Source organism: Pseudomonas sp. GW821-FHT01E10, from assembly GCF_059422365.1.
In genome coordinates, this window is the sequence record NZ_JBWKWT010000001.1 from 669199 (window position 1) to 688416 (window position 19218).

Sequence of the window (19218 nt, forward strand, 5' to 3'; positions counted from 1 at the left end):
GCATGGGGACGGCCTTCATAGGTCGTTCCCCTGCCACACTACCCGGCTCATCGAGATTGGCACCATGGTTCATGCCAGATGCAAGTTTTCTCTCTTGCTGAATGCCGAGCGTGCCATGCCACAGTCCATCAAAAATGCTGAAGCGAAATTCCGTCGTCCGGTGCTGGCCACTCTGGTGGTTTCTCTGGTCACCAGTTGGGTGAGCAGCAGAAAGTCGCCGATGTCTTTTTTGCCGCAGGTCGACACAGCAGCGTTTTACCGTACGCCAAGTCATTAACGCCCGGGCATTGGACTGCGTGGACGTTTTACATCGCGTTTTCGCCTTACCGTGTCAGGGCTGGTAATGCAGCTCGATTGAGGCAATCGGGGTGTACGCAGTAACAGACTGATTTCCTCTGCGCTGACCGCTCTGCTGAAAAAGTGGCCCTGAATTTCATCGCAGCCGTTTTCACGCAGGAAGGTTTGCTGCTCTTCGGTTTCGACACCTTCGGCTATGACCTTGAGGTTCAGTTGGTGCCCCAACGAAATCACTGCGGTAGCGATGGCTTTGTCGTTCTCGTTGTCGGGCAGATCGTGCACGAAAGACTGGTCGATCTTGAGTCTTGCGATGGGGAAGCTTTTCAATGCCGCGAGGCTGGAGTAGCCGGTGCCGAAGTCGTCGATCGACAGACTGATCCCCATTGATTGCAGTTCCTTCATTTTGCTGATGGCTTGCTGAAGGTCTTGCATGATCAGACTTTCGGTCAGCTCCAGCTCAAGGTACATCGGGTCCAGTCCGGTCTCTTGCAAGGCATGCCTCACCCGGTCGATCAGGTCCCTTTCGATGAACTGGCGTGCTGAAATATTCACCGACATGGTGATCGGCGGCCAGCCCGCATCCTGCCAGTCCTTGTTCTGTCTGCACGCGGTATGAATCACCCAATCGCCTATGGGCACGATCAACCCGGTCTCTTCGGCCTGCGGAATGAATTTGACTGGAGACACCATGCCGAGTTCGGGATGCTGCCAGCGGATCAGTGCTTCTACGCCGATAATCTGACCTGACTGCAAATCCACCTGTGGCTGGTACAGCAGCAGGAACTCGTCATGGTTGAGTGCGTTTCGTAGCCCGTCTTGCATGGCGAGCTTGCCCTGATCCTTGTTATTCATCTCGCTCGTATAGAACTGGTAACTGTTGCGACCCAGTTCCTTGGCCCGGTACATGGCGGCGTCCGCATTGCTGAGCAACGTGTCGGTATCGCTGCCGTCGGCTGGGTAGGTAGCCAACCCCATGCTGCAGGTGACGTGGAGTGTATGCCCGCTGAGCTGAATCGGCTGCAGGATGGCTTCCTGGATCTTGTGCAGGGCTGGAGTAACGCCGTCGAGGTCTGAGGGCTGGTCGAACAGGATGATCACAAACTCGTCGCCACCCAGTCGCACGACGGTGTCGGTGCGGCGCACACATTCCTGCATGCGCTGGGCGACGGTTCTCAGCAGTACGTCTCCAGCGCTGTGCCCAAGGCTGTCATTCACCAGTTTGAATTTGTCCAGATCGAGAAACACCACCGTCACCAGCCGGCTGTAGCGCTGGGCATACAGTATTGCCTGCTTGAGACGGTCCTCGAGCAAGGTGCGATTCGGCAGCCCGGTCAGTGCGTCATGGTCGCCCATATAGCGAATGCGCTTTTCGGTCAGTTGGCGTTCTATCGCAATACCGGCAAGAGGTGTCGCCATGTCGATCAGTCGCGTCTCGGTCGAGCTAGGGCTGCGGACGGTGTTGGAATACAAGGCAAACGTACCCAATACCTTTCGCTCATGGGACAGAATCGGCGTCGACCAGCAGGCGCGAAATCCATAGGGCGCAGCGGCTGATCGGTACTCCTCCCACAGCGGGTCCAGCTCGATATCCGTGACGATGACCGGTTCTCGTCGATACACCGCGGTGCCGCAAGAGCCGACGTTTGGACCGATCGCAATCCCGTCAATGAGCTGGTTATAGGCTTTCGGCAAACTGGGGGCAGCCCCGTGCAGCAGGTGTTTGCCATCCTCATCCAGCACCAGGATGGACACCATCATCCCCTCCAGTTGGGACTCGACCAGGTGAGCCAGACTCTCGAGGACTTCTGCAAGCTCGGTGCTCCTGGCGATCAGCTCCAGGACATGACCTTGTCCGGCACGGATGATGGCTTCTTGCTCTAATCGGTTGTTTTGCAGGGCGAGCCGCTCTGTGGCGATACTCAATTGGACCGTCTTTTTTTCCAGCTGAAGACGGTCTTTGAGGAATTGATTCACCGCGCGAGCCATGTTGCCGATCTCGTCTTTCCCATGTTCCACCATCATCAAATGCGTTTTGTCAGTGCGTTCCTGACGCAATTGCCGGCTTATTTCATTCAGGCGCACAAGCACATGACGGCCCATGAAGACCCGGGTCACGAACCAGGCGAACACCAGGCTGGCGCCCAACATGATCAGCACCCATTGCTGGCTACGATTTGAGGCCTCGACCAGGCGCTGCACGGCTTCGCGATAGTCTTCGGTGTAAGCACTGGATTGCGCACGGGCCACCGCGACCAGAACCCCGGCCTCATTCTTCAACTCCTCATTGAAGCGCTGGATGACGTTGTGCTGATTGATGAGTCTCAGGCGCAGGGAGAAGAGATCGGGCGTTTCCCCATCAGCGTCGGGTAACTTGCCAGCGGCGCGTGACAGGCGCTCATATCGGATCCGCAGCCGTTGCACGGCATCACTGTCATTAGCCTGCGGCAGATCGAAAAGTAACACCGCCAGTTCCAGGCTGGACCGGGACTTGGTCGCGGTTAACCGGGCAGCGTGATCCTCCAGGGCTTGCTCGAAGGTGACCTCGGTCTGCAACAGGCTTTCTCGCAGTTGCGCAACGATGTTGGCGGTATTGCGGAACATCTGACTCGACTGATGCATGTCGAGTATCGCCTCGCCACTGTTCGCGGCAGTCAGCTCCTGCACCAGTTGATCAAGGGCTTCAAGCTGTTCGACGGTCGCCGCATAGCTTGAACGCAGGGCGTCAGGGGAACGGGTTGTCAGAAGCTGATCGGTCTGGCGTTCGATCAGCAAGGTCCGCTGCACCATGTCTTGCCCATTTTGCATGCGCACCAGTCGTTCATCCGTCAGCTGGCGGGTGGCGCTGTTTGACGTGCGCAACGCGTAGACCGCTGTGGCACCACCCGCCAGGATCAGCAGCGCCAGCGTCAAGAACGCCAGTGTGAACTGTGCGCGCAACGACTGCGGCAATAGCCGGCGTCCGAGCCGGGAAGTAACGTCCAATGTCATGGATTCCATTGGTGGCGATAGATGTCTCGATAACCATTGTCAGGGTCGTACTGGAATTTCTTCCCGCCGTCGAAAGCAATATTGTCGGCATTGACCAAGTGAATCGGTGCTACGAAGCCGCTCACCGGCTGCCCTGCAAACAACCGGTTCAATTCATCCATCACTTGCCAGCCATGCAGGTTGAGCGGCTCGGCCACGGTGACGGTCTGGTAGGTTTTTGCCTGTATGCGCAAGAAAGCCGAGGCGCTGCCATCACCGGCAGATAACAGACTGATGCCGTCACTGGGCATTGCGGCGTTGGTCAATGAGGCAATCGAGTAGTCGAAATAGATATCGTTGATGGCCAGCGTGTGGGTCCAGCGCTTGCCATAGCGCTGAAGCAGCTCCTTGGTGAGCGCCGGCATCTTCTCGCCACTTTCGGAGATCGCCACATCGCGCACTTCCAGCAACGTACATTCTCGACAGGCCCGAATGACGTTTTCCATGGCCTTGGCTTTCGCCATGGCGATGCTGTACTTGGAGTCGGTCAGGATGACCACGCCGGCGTGTCCGTTTGACTGTGCCACTGCCGCCATGGCCGTGAGGCGAGCCACTTCGAGCGGGTCGGTCGTGACGTTCATGGCCACCGGCGTGCCGTCAATCGGCCCGGGGCGTGCCCCGGCGTGCCAGCCAACCACCGGCACATCCCTGTTGGCGAAGAGGATCAGCGCCGCATTGTTCTCAAGGGCATCGGAACCGCACAGAATGAGGCCGTCGGGCTTCTCTGCCAGCGCATCGGAGAAGGCCTTTGCGCGCCCGGCCGATGATCCAGCGCCATCGAATATCTTCAGCGTCCAGCCCATCGCCTTGGCTGCCTCGCGAGCGCCCTGCGCGACACCGACGATGCCTCCGTTACGCAAATCCTCTGCGACAAGGGCGATGCTCTTGCCCCGCTGGGCTTTCGGGCCGGACTCAGGGCCGCTCCAGCGAACGGCTTCAAGGGTGGCCCTGGAAACGATTTCCTGCGCTTGAATCACCGTTACCGTGGCGTTTTCGACACCTGCCGCGGTTGGCAGGTTCTGGCCGTATCCGGGCGTTGCCGTGAAAAGACAGAAAACCGTGATTGAAGCCATCCGGAGTAGCCAGGGCCTGAGTAACCAGGGCCCGATCAGACAGGTTCGATCACCGTATGTAATGCCGGGTGTGGAGCCGATGGCGCGATCATAGTCTGGCATGGCGTCCCTTTTTGCCAAGAGTGCAGCGTTCACTATCCGAAAGGATAGTCGGTTCTGCTGTCATCAGGTCTTCGGTGGTTAAAAGTGCGCGAACTTTAGTTTTACAGTACTCATCCTTTACGCAACTTTGAAAGATGCTCTTCATAAGCACGATTGAATTCGCGCCTGAATAAATTGCGCGGGTACTCACTTTTTAGAATAAAGCCTATAACCAAAGATACTAAATAATGACCTCCGATCACCGATCTTGAAACGCCTCGGTGTTCACCCCACTGGTCGGAGAGTTTCTTGACAAGAATTGAACAGCGCTAACACTTCCTTGAATTGTAAGGATTAGAGATAACGCCAAAGAGGCGTTGGGCAAAAGGTTAATCCGCTGGAAACGGATTCAGTCGTACGTTGCGTTATGTATTCGAGACGGCCGACTGACGCCCAAACACGAGGCAGAGGAAGCCGTGCATGGCAATCACGCAAAACAACCGTTTGGTGCAGGTCAACTGCCCCCTCGGCGGCGATGTCCTGCTGCTGCGGAGCATGGAAGGCAACGAAGAATTGGGGCGGTTGTTCCACTACGAATTGAACCTCACCTCCGAAGACCGGGCGATCACGTTCGACCATTTGCTGGGCAAGCCGATGGGCCTGACCCTGGAACTGCACGACGGCGGCAAACGCTACTTCCACGGCATTGCCTGCAGCTGTCGACAACTGACCGGCCATGGCCAGTTCGCCGGCTACCACGTCAGCCTGCGGCCCTGGTTCTGGCTGCTCACGCGCACCTCGGATTGCCGGATTTTCCAGAACAATACGGTGCCGGACATCATCAAGCAGGTGTTCCGCGACCTCGGTTTTTCCGATTTCGAAGACAGCCTGAGCGGCAGCTACCGCCAGTGGGAATATTGCGTGCAGTACCGCGAAACCAGCTTCGATTTCGTCAGCCGCTTGATGGAACAGGAAGGGATCTATTACTACTTCCGCCATGAGCAAGCGCGTCATGTACTGGTGTTGGCCGACGCCTATGGCGCCCACTCCACGGTGGCAGATTACGACTCAGTGCCGTTCTACCCGCCCGATCGGCAAATGCGCGAGCGCGATCATTTCTACGATTGGCAACTGACGCGGGAAGTCCAACCCGGTTCGCTGGAGCTCAACGATTACGACTTCCAGCGACCCCGCGCCAACCTTGAGGTGCGCTCCAGTGTGTCGCGCAGCCACAGCAACGGCGACTACCCGCTCTACGACTACCCCGGTGAATACGCACAGAGCAACGACGGCGAGCACTATGCGCGTACCCGCATCGAAGCCATCCACAGCCAGTTCGAGCGCGTACAACTGCGCGGCCGTGCCCGCGGACTGGGCTCCGGCCACCTGTTCTCGCTGACCGGCTATGAGCGCGAAGACCAGAACCGCGAATACCTGGTGGTCAGCGCGCGCTACCACATCCACCAGGAGCCCTATGAAAGTGGCACCCAGGATCTCTCCGAGCAGTTCGTGGGCGAACTCGCTTGCATGGATGCCAGCCAGGTTTTCCACCCCCTCCCCCTGACCCCCATGCCGATTGTCCGAGGGCCACAGACCGCGGTGGTGGTCGGCCCCAATGGCGAGGAGATTTGGACCGACCAGTATGGCCGGGTCAAAGTGCACTTCTACTGGGATCGCCACGACCAATCCAACGAGAACAGCTCCTGCTGGATGCGCGTCTCCCAGGCCTGGGCCGGCAAGAACTGGGGGGCGATGCAGATCCCGCGAATCGGTCAGGAAGTGATTGTCAGTTTTCTCGAAGGCGACCCGGATCGGCCGATCATCACCGGCCGCGTCTACAACGCCGAACAGACCGTGCCCTACACGCTGCCGGCCAATGCCACCCAGAGCGGCGTGAAGAGCCGTTCAAGCAAGGGCGGCTCACCGGCCAACTTCAATGAAATCCGCATGGAAGACAAGAAAGGCGCGGAGCAACTGTTTATCCACGCCGAGAAGAACCAGGACATCGAGGTCGAGAACGACGAGACCCACTGGGTCGGCCACGACCGCAGCAAGAGCATCGACAACGACGAAACCGTGCACGTCAAACACGACCGCACCGAAACCGTCGATAACAACGAGACCATCACCATTGGCGTCAACCGTACGGAACGCGTCGGCAGCAACGAGACCATCAACATTGGCAGCAACCGCACGATCAGCGTCGGCGCCAACGAAACCGCGACCGTGACCCTGCAGCGCACCCATGCGGTAGGTATCAACGAGACGATCGCCATCGGCGCAGCGCAGGAAGTTGTCATCGGTGCCTTTCAAACGGTGAATGTCGGGGCCTACCAAAACGTCAATGTGGGCCTCTACCAGTCGACCAATGTGGGCGCCAACCGCTCGGTGGACGTGGGTGCCAATCTTTCAACCACAGTAAAGGCAAACGAATCGCGCAAGGTCGGTGCAGGACGCACGACCGATATCGACAACAACGATGCGCTGACGGTGGGCAAGGACCTTGTCATCGATGCCGGTGACTCGGTGACCATCACCACCGGCAAAGCCAGCATCGTCATGAAGAAGGACGGCACCATCAGCATCCGCGGCAAGGACATCACCATAGACGGCTCTGGTGCGATCAACATCAAGGCCAACAAGAACGTGGTGATCAAGGGACGCAAGATCCTGCAAAACTAGGAGTCACGCGTATGACGGTTCAATACCCACTACCCACCCAGGCCCGCATCGATGGCGTGGTCATCGGCGTCCTGCTCGACCTGCCGCAAGCCAGTGCGCCCCTGGTGACCTACCCCGGTTGCCCCGAGGAACAGAGCATCGCCGCCCGCAGCACCACCCTGCTCGCCCCTGCAGACATCGGCACCCAGGTGGCGCTGATGTTCGAAGATGGCGACCCTTTCCGCCCGCTAGTGATCGGCCGCCTGCTTGGCCAGACCGCGGCGCCCGCACCGGTTGCCTGCGTGCAACTGGACGACCAGCGCCTGGAATTGAGTGCCGAACGCGAGATCGTGCTGCGTTGCGGCAAGGCCAGTATCACCCTGACCCGCGCAGGCAAAGTGATTATCCAGGGCGCCTACCTGTCCAGCCGCTCCAGCGGGGTCAACCGCATCAAGGGTGGTTCGGTGCAGATCAACTAGACAGGTATTCGGCCCATGGAACTGCTCAACGCCAGCAAACTGCTTGCTGCCTATACCCAGGGCATGGAGCCCGATGGCCGCGAATCCCTGGTGGTGGTGGCCAAAGGCACTTTCAATCTACCGCTGGACGGCCGCGCGGCGACCCTCGCCGACAGCCAGCAACCGCTGCTGATGGCCGATACCTTCCTCGGCGAGCCTGGTCTCAGCGCCCCGCTGCAGGAAATGGACTTCGCCCCGATCAAGCCATTCTGCGATGTGCTGGTGCGCGGCAAGGCCTATGCCCCAGGCGGGCGGCCCGTGAGGCAGCTGGCTGCGGGCATTCGCGTCGGTCAGATGAGCAAAGCCTTTTCCGTCCTCGGCCCCCGGCAGTGGCAACCGGGGCTGTTGGGCGTTTCTCCCGGCTTGCCGCAGCCCTTCACCGAGCAGCACATCTCTTATGCCCAGGCCTTTGGCGGCAGTCATCCGATGGCCAAAGACTCCGAAATGCGTCACTGCTACCTGGACAATCCGACCGGTTGTGGCTGGTTCCCACGCCATATGGGTAGTGCTGATATCGGTGGCATGCCGATGCCGAACACCGAGGAATTGGGCAAGGCGATCGACAGTCCCTCTGGCGACTACCGTCCGATGGCCCTCGGCCCCATCGGCCGTAGCTGGCCGCAACGCGCCCGCTTCGCCGGTACTTACGACGAGGCCTGGTTGGCCGACTGCTTTCCGTTTCTGCCGGGTGATTTCGACCGCCGCTACTTTCAGGCGGCCCCTGACGATCAGCAGATCCAGTATCTGCGAGGCGGCGAGGACGTGCTGCTGCTCAACCTCACACCCCAGGAGCGCGCCGGCTTTCGCATCCCCGAAATCGACGTGCCGGTGACCTTCTTTCTGAAAAAAGGTGGTCATGAGACTGTGCAGGCGGTGATCGACACCCTGCTGATCGACACCGACGCGCTCCAGGTGCAACTGACCTGGCGTGTCGCCCGCCCGCTACGGCGCAACATGTTCGAGATCGCTCAGGTGCTGGTCGGCACGATGTCCACGGGCTGGTGGCGCGCCCGTGAACTGGGCAAGGATTACTACCCGTCGCTCTCCTCCCTGGTAAAAGACAAGCACGCACCCGAGGAGACGGACTGATGACCGTGCTTTGCATCATCGGCTCCGGCATGGTCAGTGCTGTCGGCCTCAGCGCACCCGCGAGCTGCGCGGCGATCCGCTGCGCCATCGACAATTTCCAGGAAACCCGCTTTATCGACCAAGGCGGCGAATGGCTGATTGCCGCCAGCGTGCCTTTGGAACAGCCCTGGCGCGGCCGCACCAAGCTGATCAAGATGGCCGCCCGGGCCATCGCCGAGGCGATACAAAGCACCCCCAACGTCGACCCGGAAAAGACCCCGCTGCTGCTGGGGGTGGCGGAAGTCGAGCGCCCCGGCCGCCTCGATGGTCTCGATAAGGGGCTGCTGCACGCCATCGAAGCCGAACTGGGCCTACGCTTTCATCCCGGTTCCAACGTCATTGCCCGTGGTCGGGTCAGCGCTGCGGTGGCCCTGCTGAATGCACGCACGCTGATCTACCAGGGCGGCCATCGCCATGTGCTGATTGCCGGCGTCGACTCCTTCCTCAGCGGACCGACCCTGGCCGCTTTCGAAGCACGCGAACGCCTGCTCACCAGCCAGAACTCCAACGGATTTATCCCCGGCGAAGGCGCCGCCGCCGTGGTGCTGGCCGCCCCCGTTGCCAGCAAAGAGCCGCAATTGGCCTGCATCGGCCTGGGGTTCGGTATGGAGAAGGCCACGGTGGAGGCCGAAGACATTCCCTTGCGCGCCGATGGCCTGACTCAAGCCGTACGCGCCGCCCTGAGCGAAGTCGGCTGTGGGTTGGAGCAAATGGATTATCGGCTCACCGACATCTCCGGCGAGCAGTACTACTTCAAGGAAGCGTCCTTGGCCCTGAGCCGCACCCTGCGCGTGCGCAAGGAGTTCTTCCACCTCTGGCACCCCGCCGACTGCATCGGCGAAGTCGGCGCCGCCATCGGCCCGGCGATGCTCGCCGTGGCCCTGGCCGCCAGCCGCAAGGGCTATGGCGAAGGCCCGAATATCTTCTGCCACTTGGGCAACGACGCCGGCGAACGCGCCGCCGCGATGCTCAGTTACCAGACTGTGAGGGCTGCGTGATGGCGAATGAGGTCTTTGCCAACAATATGGAGATCTCCTGCAAGGCGGCGGATGGCAAGTCGGTGGCCTGCTTTCCGGATGTCTGCTTCACCCCGCCCCAGGCGCCACCCACGCCAACCGGAGTGCCCATCCCCTATCCGAATACCGGTATGGCCAAGGACACGACCAAGGGCAGTCGTACGGTGAAGATCAGTGGTAAGGAAGTGATGCTCAAGAACAAGAGTTACTTCAAGACCAGCTATGGGGATGAGGCCGGTTGCGCGCCGAAGAAGGGCGTGATCACCAGTAAGATCAAGGGCAAGGTGTACTTCACCTCCTGGTCGATGGATGTGAAGTTCGAGGGGGAGAATGTGGTTCGGCATATGGATATGACGACCCATAACCACGCTTCCGATCCGGGTAATACTGTACCTTGGACATACTTGGACCGCATGGCGCTCGGCATGAAGACGGGCCAGTGCAACAACGAGATCGACGCTGCAAAGAAGGCCTGCGGGGACGATCTGAACCGGAAGGCGACCTGCCCGCCTGAGGGCCAGCAGGTGGCCGATGAGCGCAAGAAATTTGACAGGGAGCGCAGGGGTGGGGCGAACAAACAGACGCTGGATAATATCCGTAAAGACATTAGGCAATTAGAAAGGCGGCTGGGCGGCGCCTCGCAGAGACCCTGCCAGCGGGCAATGCGTTGCTTTCTCACCCCCTACGACAGCGGCCATTGCTGTCCCGGCCAGACGCCCGACCACCTCATCGAAGTGAAATGCATCGTCGAGGCCGGAGCGGACCGTCAGAGTGGTGGAAAAAGACCGGGCTGGGACAATTACGACTCCAACAAGGCACCCTGTCTGTGCGCCGAAGGCGAAGCGGCCACGGTTAGCACTCACGGGGTGCTCTCGGCAAGACGCAAGGTGGCGATGAAGGCCCGTGGATCTAGCGAGATGAGCCTAGATGAAGCCGCAACCATAGGTGCGAAATCAGCCTCCACCACTTTCAAGGGCTGCTCGGAAGCATGCCTCAAGGCACAACTCATGGACTACCATCAGGAGGCGCGGACCGACCCGAACGCGACCTTACGCCCTTCCTCTTACGGGATGGGGAAAACAGGCAGGGCGAAGAAAGGCGTGCTGGCGCGGTCCACCGCGTTAATGAACGGTTAGATAGGGAGATCGCCCCCCATGCCATTACAGATTCCAAGACAGATTCCTGGCATGACGCTTGTCGATGCACGGCTCGTCGCGCCCGGCAGTGGCGCCTTGATCGTCTCCGTCGATGAGCTGTTTCAACAGGACGAACCCAATGCAGTGCTCAGCTGGCTGGAGGCCGGCAAGCTAACCTCCATTCCTGTCGAGTGGAACGCCTGTTCGGTCGATATCCGCCAGATCCGTCCCTATCCACAAGCCATCTATCTGGGAGAGGCTGGGCAGCTCGTTCGGTTCGACGGCCAGAGCTTCCATGAGCTTCCGTCCATCGAGGGGGTGGAGCCGCAGGGCCCGCTACGCTCAATCAGGACTATAGGCGCGGATTTTACACTGGTGGTGGGTACGGTCCTACAGGTGTACTGCAGCCGCGACTGGACCCTCTGGGAAGCGGAAACGATTCCCTTACTACCAGGCGAACAAGCCTTGGATCTGGCCGTGGAAGCGGTGGCGGCCTTTTCCAGCGATGAGCTGTATGCCGTCGGCTGGCAAGGATTGCTCTGCCGACGAACAGCAGACGGCTGGGAACGACTGGACGCCCCGACCAACCTGGACCTTTTCGATCTAGTCTGCGCCGAGGATGGCTCGGTATATGCTGTGGGCGACGAGGGCGTCATTCTCAAGGGACGCGGTGATGTCTGGACCCTGATCGAGCAGGACGAAACGTGCGAGAAGCTGTGGGGTGTCGCCTCTTTCGCCGGGCGCGTGTTCGTATCCGATATGCGTCGGCTCTATGAAATCGTCGACAATGAACTGATTCCCCTCGCGCCACCCGATGATGAGGTATTCCCCTCCTCCACTTACCGCCTGAGAACCACTGAAGAGGGGCTCTGGTCGGTCGGAGGCAAGGAATTGTTCGAGTTCGACGGCCAGCGCTGGAAACCACTGCTGAGCTTCTTCGACCAGTGAAGGAGACTTAGGGGGGAGGGACTCCCACGGTAGGCGCTCGGCAATTTTCCGCTCCTCTTCCTAAACACCTAGTGGAAATTGGAAAGGTCGTTGAAACCTAGCAACAAGGTGGTTTCAGGCAGTGGCAGTTGCCGAGGTGCACGAGAGAGTCGCTTCGCTTTGCTTTTCCGCCTGTGTTAGACCTGAAGAGATCACGTTTCTGGTGAAATACGCCGACTCCGCTATCCCAGTTTAGCCATGAAGCAGATGACCTTCGTCGGTGCTGAGTGCGCCGCCAAGCGCAAGCAGACCCGCAAGGAGTTGTTCCTGATCGAGCCGCACTACTCGACAGGTGAAGGCGGTCATCCGGGTTATCCGCTGATGGCAATGTTGCACATGCATCTTGGGCGCAGGTTATATATCCAGATAACATTTAAACGCTTTCAATTTTAAAATACGCCACTCCATAACTGAGAAGTCCCTATTGAAAATAGTCTCCTTGGTGATCGATCAACACGCCGACGAAGCCGGTTTTCTCGTTGATCTTCGTGACCATGCCGTGTGTGCCCCGCACTACAGCCTGAACGACCTGCACACCCTTGAACGGCGTATCGAGGCCCATCTCGATGGCCTAAGGGTCGCCGGTTCAGCCGGTCTGGAGACTCTGCTGCAGTTCCGGCCGAATACCCGCGCAGAAGTCTTTGCCGCCGTCGTGCTAGCCTTCGAGTCCGGCAATAGCGTCGCACTCTACAAGCTCAGTGTACATCTGCACGAATACCCCGAAGCCGAGCGCTTTTTCTCGGCCGCACTCGGTTGGCTGGAGTGGGAACTGATCTCGCCCTGGATCGACCGCATGCTCGCCTCCCCTGACCCCCTGTTCCGCCGTCTCGGCCTGGCCGCCTGCGGTATGCACCGCCACGATCCCGGCCCCGCCCTGCTTACCGGACTTTCCGATGCCGACCCAAGCGTGCTGGCACGTGCCGCCCGCACTGCCGGCGAGCTGCGTCGTCGTGACCTGATGCCAACAATTCGTGCCCACCGTCTACACCCGGATCCAGCCACGCGCTTCTGGGCCAACTGGGCCACCGCCCAGATGGGCGATGAGCACGCCCTGGAACCGCTGCGCCAGTTCGCCGAGCAACCGGGCGAGTTCCAGTACCGCGCGCTCTGCGTATTGCTGGCCTGGCAAAAGCGTGAAAACAGCATCGCCTGGATACGCCAATTGATAGAGAACCCTGAGCAACAGCGCATCGGCATCCAGGCCATCGGGCTGCTGGGCGACCCGTTCAGTGTGCCCTGGTTGATCCTGCAGATGAGCGACCTGCCTCATGCCCGCGTCGCCGGCGAAGCCTTCAGTCTGATCACTGGCGCTGACCTGGCGCTGCTCGACCTGGAATTGCAGGACCTGCCGGATTTCGATGCCGGCCCGAACGACGATCCTGAGGACGCTAATGTCGCCATGGACCCCGATGAAAACCTGCCCTGGCCCGACCCGCAATTGATCGCCGCCTGGTGGCAGGCCCATGGAGGCGATTTCCAGGCGGGCATGGGCTATGTGCTGGGGCTACAGCAGAGCGAGAACAGTTACCGGCGCGTCCTTGTCCAGGGCCAGCAACGCCAGCGTATTGCGGCCGCCTTCGGCGTTGCTCGCTGGCGACCGAACGAAGTGCTGTTCCCCACCAGCGCACCCGCCTGGCGGCAAAAGATGTTGTTGGGGGAGCCGGCGCCGCCCGTTCGGCGCCTCTGAGGTTTTGCCAAAATAGAATGCAGCCCCTAAGCCAGGCAGTATGGCTTGATCAGCACGGAGCCAGCGTTCGGCATGCAGGGTTCTTCATGATTACGGAGACTGGCTGCGCCCCCTGCGCTGCAATGTGAACGATGAACAATCACGTGTTGGACGGTGATTGCGGCGTATCAGGATTGAGTTGCTGACGCCTGAATTGCCCTGGAGGCTGGCCGTGGATCTGGCGGAAGCGTCGCGAAAAATAAGCCTCGTCAGCGAAACCGCACAACCTTGCCACCTCCCCCACTGGTCGTGTCCCATTGAGCAAATAATTGCGTGCCGCGTGCATCCTGCGCTCGAGCACCAGCTCAGTGAAGGTCTTGCCGATTTCCTTGCGCAACCAGTGCGTCAGGTACGTCGGTGACAGGTAAGTCGCAGCAGCCACCTTGATCAGGTTGAGGTCGGGATCGGCAATGTTCTTGCGCAAGTATTCGGACATCCTGCTCAGCGCATCGCGTCGGCTGACTTCGGCGGCATTCTCTTCGGCCAACCGTTTGAGCGGCTCGGCATACAAGGCACAAACGCTCCCCACCAGTTGCAGCAACAACCCCTTGAGCATCTCGCGAGTGCCGAACTGACGGTTTGCATCGAGCACGCGCATCTGTTCGATCAGGGCACAGACTTTGCTGAAATCTTCATCGGACAGAATGAAATCCAGATGCTCCTGAAAGCGGAACGGCGACAACTCGGGTGCCAGCAGAATCGAGACTTCCTCCAGGTCCATCGGGTCGCACTGCAAATGCGGCAACAGGAAGGTCTGGGAAAAGTTGATCACCATGAAATTGCTGTCGGCCGGATGCGGAATCACGTGCACGCGATGCGGCAGGATGAAGGCCAGCGTGTTGCGCGGAAACGGCCGCTCTACGTTGCCGATGTGCTGCACGGTATCGCCACCGAGGTTGACCTGGATCTGGAAATACTCATGGCGATGCGGGCTGGTTTCGGCGCGCCGGCCCTTTTTGTCGCGGATGTAAAAGTCCGTCAATTCGCTGCGTTGCTGCATGACGTAAGTGGGTACTCGACTCGGTGACGACATCGCCTGAGGATCCTCGACAGGTACATGGACAGGTTGTCGTCGCGCCGCGACGCAGGCGGCGACCGCAGTGATTGTGAAGGCAGACACCGCTGGCCTCAACATGTCATAGGATGACAATGAAACACAGAGAACTAATTGTATCCGTGTGTGATGTGTCGCCTGTCCAAAAAAATAAGAGCACACGAAAATATTTAATCCTTTAAAAACATCAACTTATTAAGTGAATAAAGCATAACGAAGGAAATGAGCCGATTTGATTTCTCTTGGACACCTGCATGAATCACCTTTTACAGGAGAAAAAACGATCTAACGCCTCCGTTGATTTTGAGAGGTTGTACGACCACTGTAACAACCAATGCAGCCCGACCCTTCCAAAAACAATCAAAAGGTGCGCTCGTGATGAACCTGCTTTTTTCCCTCGCCAACCCTCCCCCGACCGAGCCAGTCCGAAGGCGTATCTGAGCGCCTGACAGTAGCTGTCCGCGCCCTCATTCAAGTAGCGATTGCCCTGCCCCGGCACTGGGGGCATCGGCTTCGGCTGCGCGCGAACATCTCGATTCTCCTAACAATAAGAAGGTCTACCCATGTCGAATTCGCAAACCTCCCCGTCCACCGCGCCGTCGGTGAGCGCCGGCGCCCGGGACGCCCTGTTGCCTCAGCGACTACCGACGCGTCGGCGCTGGTTCATGCTGTCATTGCTGCTGATTGCGACCATCATCAACTACATCGACCGCGTAAATATCTCGATTGCCGCACCGTTCATGGCCAAGGATCTGGGCCTGGACAAGATCGAAATGGGTCTGATTTTTTCCGCGTTTGCCTGGACCTACGCACTCGCTCTGGTCCCCGCCGGGTTCATCGCCGATCGCTTCGGTTCCCGGTTCACCTATGGGGTGTCGCTGATCAGTTGGTCGACGGTCACCGTGTGCCAAGGCTTTGCCACTGGGTTCGCTTCGCTGTTCGGGCTGCGACTGGCTGTCGGTGCTATGGAGGCTCCAGCATTTCCGGCCAACAGCCGTGCGGTGACGGTATGGTTCCCGGCCCGCGAACGGGGCCTGGCCAGCAGCATTTACGTGTGCGGCCAGTATCTGGGCACGGCATTGTTTACCGGCATGTTGTTATGGCTGGCCACGACCTATGACTGGCGCCATGTTTTCTACAGCACCGGGATACTCGGCATCGTGTTTGGTGTGATCTGGCTCTACGTGTACCGCGATCCGCTGAGCTGCAAGAACGTCAGCCAGGAAGAACTGAAGTACATCGAAGCCGGCGGTGGACTGGTCAAGAGCAGTCAGGAGCGCACCCGGTTCAACTGGCGGCAGATCGCCGAGCTGTTCAGCTATCGGCAGATCTGGGCGATTTGCATCGGCAAGTTCGCCAGCACCTCGGCGTTGTACTTCTTCCTGACCTGGTTCCCGACGTACCTGATCGAAGAACGCAAGCTGACCATGATCAAGGCCGGGGTCTTCGCCGTGCTGCCGTTCGTAGGTGCAACGGTCGGCATTCTGCTGGCCGGCATCGTCTCCGACTTGCTGATCCGTCGTGGTTACTCAATGTCCTTCGCTCGCAAGTTGCCATTGGTGGTCGGCTCGATGCTGGGTATGTCGATCGTGCTGGTGAATTTCACCGACTCGAACGTGATCTGCATTGCCGTGCTGACCATGGCCTTCTTCGCCCAGGGAATCGCCTCCTCGTCGTGGGCGGCGGTGTCGGAAGTCGCGCCGAAGGAGTTGATCGGATTGACCGGCGGGGTCACCAGCCTGGCTGCCAACATCGGCGGGATCGTCACCCCGATTGTGATTGGCGGAATCGTCCACGCAACAGGCTCGTTTGCCTACGCCTTCTGGTTCATTGGCGGCGTGGCACTGATGGGGACCTTGTCCTATTCGTTGCTGCTCGGTCGCTTGTATCGCATCGAACTCAAGGCGCGCTGAGCCAAGAAACCGTTTTTCTCCAACACGAGGCGGCTTTCGTCCAACTTTGCAAAAGATTGCCGCCGTACGCTGACGCTTCAAACAGGACGACTACAAAAATGACGATGACCGAGTACGTGTTTACCCCGGACCTGCCCGTGACCTTGCCAGTCGTGGGCAGCCTGCAACGCTTTCCCGTTGGCCGAGTATTTTGCGTCGGCCGCAACTACCCTTGGCCAGACACCCAAGGCCAGTCCCGCCAGCCGCCGGTGTTCTTCATGAAACCGGCGAGCAACGTGGTGGATGCGACGGGCGAAGTGACTTTCCCGCCATTGACCGAAGAGTTTGTCCACGAAATCGAATTGGTCGTGGCCATCGGCGAAGGCGGCGCCAATATTCCGGAGAGTCAGGCGCTGGCCTATGTCTGGGGCTATGCCGTCGGCCTTGACCTGACCCGCCGTGATGTCCAGCGTGCGGCCAAAAGCAATGGCTTGCCGTGGGAAGGTGCCAAGGTGTTTGACGGCGCCGCGCCGATGACCGCCATCGTGCCGGTGACTCGCGCCGGACACCCGGACGGTGATTTGTGGCTGAACGTCAACGGCGAAGAGCGCCAACGCGACAGCCTCGACAGCCAGATCTGGTCGGTCAGTGAAATCATCAGCCGCATCTCGCAATCGGTAGCGCTCCGGGCCGGTGACTTGATCATGACCGGCAGCCCGGCGGGCGTCGATGCGCTGCAACCGGGCGACATCATCAATGCCGGGATCGACGGCATCGGCCAACTGGAAATGCGCGTCGGTCAGCGACCTTGAACCCGACGTACGCTCTCGTGAATCGAAAAAAGGAGATAACAACATGTCCAGTCCTTTGAAAGTGGCCCTGGTCACCGGCGCCGGCAGCGGAATCGGCCGCGCCGTGGCGCTGGCTCTGATGGCAGACGGATTCACCCTGGTGTTGGCCGGTCGCCGAGCGGAGCCTTTGCAGGCCTTGGTCGAATTGGCGCTCAGCGAAGGACACGAAGCGTTGGCGGTGCCCACTGATGTGCGCGACCCGATCAGTGTCGATGCGCTGTTTGCCACCATCACCGAGGTATACGGACGCCTCGACGTGGTGTTCAACAACGCCGGGGTCAACGCCCCTGCAGTGCCGCTCGATGAGCTGACGTTCGAGCAGTGGCGAAACGTGATCGACACCAACCTCAACGGCGTTTTCCTCTGCGCCCGTGGTGCCTTCGCACTGATGCGCCGGCAACAGCCACAGGGCGGACGCATCATCAATAACGGCTCGATCTCGGCGCATACCCCACGCCCCTTCAGCAGCGCCTACACCGCCAGCAAACATGCGGTGCTGGGGCTGACCAAATCCCTGGCCCTGGACGGGCGTGAATTCAACATCGCCTGCAGCCAGATCGACATTGGCAACGCCCTGACCGAAATGTCGGTGCGCATGACCAAAGGCGTGCGCCAGGCCAACGGCACCATCGCCGTGGAGCCGATGGTGGACGTCAAACATGTGGCCGATGCCGTGCGTTACATCGCCGGTCTGCCGCTGGAAGCGAACGTCCTGAACATGACCGTCATGGCCAGTGCCATGCCGTTTGCCGGTCGCGGTTAAACCGGCCTTCTTAATTCCGCTACACGAGGTTTACATGAAGTCAGAAGTCTTGCAGCTCAGCCCGATCCTGATCCCTGAAATCAACGCGCGGCTCGATGAGCTGTTTACCGTCAGACGTTACTTCCAGCAGGCCGACAAGCAGGCTTATTTGCAGGAACACGGCGCGAACATTCGCGGGGTGATCACCGGCGGGCATACCGGAATCAGCCAGGCGCTGATGGCGCAACTACCGAAACTGGAAGTGGTGGCGGTCAACGGCGTGGGTACCGATGCGGTGGATCTGGCTTACGCCCGGGATCGCGGAATCCGCGTAACGGCAACCATCGGAGCGCTGACCGAAGATGTCGCCGACCTGGCCATCGGCTTGTTGATTGCCGTGTGCCGGGGTCTGTGCACCAGTGATCGTTATGTGCGTTCGGGCCAATGGCCCCATAGCCCGACGCCGTTGGCTCCGTTGCCGTTGGCACGTCAGGTGTCGGGCATGCGCATCGGCATCGTCGGCATGGGCCGGGTCGGCCGTGCCGTGGCGACCCGGGCCGCGGCGTTCGGCTGCCCGATCAGTTACACCGATCTGCAGCCGATGAGCGATGTGAACCACACGTTCATCGCCGATCTGAAGCAGCTGGCCAGCAACAGTGATGCACTGATTCTCGCGGCCGCTGCCGACAAGGCTGAAGCCATCATCAATGCCGAGGTGCTGCACGCACTGGGCAAGGACGGGTATCTGATCAACGTGGCGCGCGGCAAGTTGGTCAACGAGGTCGATCTGGTGACGGCACTGGCCGCTGGAGAGATCGCAGGTGCGGCACTGGATGTGTTTGTCGATGAACCGAACGTCCCCGAGACACTGTTTGCCAACGAGAACGTGGTACTGCAGCCCCATCGCGCGAGTGCGACGCTGCAGACTCGCACGCGAATGGGAGAGATGGTAGTGGCGAGCCTGGTGGACAGTTTCGCCGGGAGAATACCGCAGGGGTCTGTGACTGACTGAACGTTGGCCGCCGAGGA

At 59.7% G+C, this 19218-nt stretch carries 15 protein-coding genes and 1 pseudogene; 13 read left to right on the forward strand and 3 right to left on the reverse strand.

What is annotated here, in order from left to right:
* The first annotated feature begins 64 nt into the window (after positions 1 to 64).
* A complete protein-coding gene (locus AC07V0_RS02975; RefSeq protein ID WP_018927761.1) occupies positions 65 to 277 on the forward strand; it encodes a hypothetical protein in 213 nt (70 codons plus the stop codon).
* On the opposite strand, the gene AC07V0_RS02980 is transcribed toward AC07V0_RS02975, so the two are convergent.
* Both AC07V0_RS02980 and AC07V0_RS02985 read right to left on the reverse strand, forming a co-directional pair.
* Positions 274 to 3294, reverse strand: a complete 3021-nt coding sequence (locus tag AC07V0_RS02980; RefSeq protein WP_495019366.1) for an EAL domain-containing protein — start codon at positions 3292 to 3294, stop codon at positions 274 to 276. The genes AC07V0_RS02975 and AC07V0_RS02980 overlap by 4 nt on opposite strands.
* Positions 3282 to 4301: a substrate-binding domain-containing protein gene (locus tag AC07V0_RS02985; RefSeq protein ID WP_018927759.1), complete on the reverse strand. Its 1020-nt coding sequence runs from the start codon at positions 4299 to 4301 to the stop codon at positions 3282 to 3284. Before AC07V0_RS02985 ends, AC07V0_RS02980 begins: the two co-directional genes overlap by 13 nt.
* Before the next feature lie 657 nt (positions 4302 to 4958).
* On the opposite strand from AC07V0_RS02985, the gene AC07V0_RS02990 reads away from it, so the two are divergent.
* The 8 genes and pseudogenes from AC07V0_RS02990 (at position 4959) to AC07V0_RS03025 (ending at position 13611) form a co-directional block, all read left to right on the forward strand.
* The gene (locus tag AC07V0_RS02990; protein WP_018927758.1) at positions 4959 to 7160 is read left to right on the forward strand and encodes a type VI secretion system Vgr family protein; all 2202 of its coding nucleotides are present in this window, start codon (positions 4959 to 4961) and stop codon (positions 7158 to 7160) included.
* Between the two features lie 11 nt (positions 7161 to 7171).
* Positions 7172 to 7618 (forward strand): DUF6484 domain-containing protein, encoded by a 447-nt coding sequence (locus AC07V0_RS02995; protein ID WP_028940907.1) that lies wholly within the window; start codon positions 7172 to 7174, stop codon positions 7616 to 7618.
* A 15-nt stretch (positions 7619 to 7633) separates the two neighbouring features.
* Positions 7634 to 8746 carry a DUF2169 family type VI secretion system accessory protein gene (locus tag AC07V0_RS03000; protein ID WP_086945742.1) on the forward strand — a complete coding sequence of 371 codons (1113 nt, stop codon included), beginning with the start codon at positions 7634 to 7636 and terminating at the stop codon, positions 8744 to 8746.
* Positions 8746 to 9783 carry a 3-oxoacyl-ACP synthase gene (locus AC07V0_RS03005; protein WP_086945743.1) on the forward strand — a complete coding sequence of 346 codons (1038 nt, stop codon included), beginning with the start codon at positions 8746 to 8748 and terminating at the stop codon, positions 9781 to 9783. The genes AC07V0_RS03000 and AC07V0_RS03005 overlap by 1 nt, the downstream gene beginning before the upstream one ends.
* A complete protein-coding gene (locus AC07V0_RS03010) occupies positions 9783 to 10937 on the forward strand; it encodes a PAAR-like domain-containing protein (protein WP_086945744.1) in 1155 nt (384 codons plus the stop codon). The genes AC07V0_RS03005 and AC07V0_RS03010 overlap by 1 nt, the downstream gene beginning before the upstream one ends.
* 18 nt (positions 10938 to 10955) lie before the next feature.
* Positions 10956 to 11885: a WD40/YVTN/BNR-like repeat-containing protein gene (locus AC07V0_RS03015; RefSeq protein ID WP_495019367.1), complete on the forward strand. Its 930-nt coding sequence runs from the start codon at positions 10956 to 10958 to the stop codon at positions 11883 to 11885.
* Between the two features lie 237 nt (positions 11886 to 12122).
* Positions 12123 to 12269, forward strand: a pseudogene (locus tag AC07V0_RS03020) (IS5/IS1182 family transposase); the annotation flags it as partial.
* Between the two features lie 79 nt (positions 12270 to 12348).
* Positions 12349 to 13611, forward strand: coding sequence for a TIGR02270 family protein (locus AC07V0_RS03025; protein WP_086945746.1), 1263 nt, complete (start codon positions 12349 to 12351; stop codon positions 13609 to 13611).
* Positions 13612 to 13750: 139 nt separating this feature from the next.
* Here the strand turns inward: AC07V0_RS03025 and AC07V0_RS03030 are convergent, their stop codons facing one another.
* Positions 13751 to 14683: a helix-turn-helix transcriptional regulator gene (locus tag AC07V0_RS03030; RefSeq protein WP_495019368.1), complete on the reverse strand. Its 933-nt coding sequence runs from the start codon at positions 14681 to 14683 to the stop codon at positions 13751 to 13753.
* Between the two features lie 584 nt (positions 14684 to 15267).
* On the opposite strand from AC07V0_RS03030, the gene AC07V0_RS03035 reads away from it, so the two are divergent.
* The 4 genes from AC07V0_RS03035 to AC07V0_RS03050 all read left to right on the forward strand — a co-directional run bounded on the left by AC07V0_RS03035 (position 15268) and on the right by AC07V0_RS03050 (position 19201).
* Entirely contained in the window at positions 15268 to 16617 is a 1350-nt protein-coding gene (locus AC07V0_RS03035; RefSeq protein ID WP_019649133.1) for an MFS transporter, read from the forward strand.
* Between the two features lie 98 nt (positions 16618 to 16715).
* A complete protein-coding gene (locus AC07V0_RS03040) occupies positions 16716 to 17408 on the forward strand; it encodes a fumarylacetoacetate hydrolase family protein (RefSeq protein WP_086945747.1) in 693 nt (230 codons plus the stop codon).
* 43 nt (positions 17409 to 17451) lie between these two features.
* Complete coding sequence (locus tag AC07V0_RS03045; RefSeq protein WP_019578530.1) at positions 17452 to 18210, forward strand: SDR family oxidoreductase; 759 nt, start codon at positions 17452 to 17454, stop codon at positions 18208 to 18210.
* Between the two features lie 34 nt (positions 18211 to 18244).
* Positions 18245 to 19201, forward strand: a complete 957-nt coding sequence (locus tag AC07V0_RS03050) for a 2-hydroxyacid dehydrogenase (protein WP_086945748.1) — start codon at positions 18245 to 18247, stop codon at positions 19199 to 19201.
* Positions 19202 to 19218: the final 17 nt, after the last annotated feature.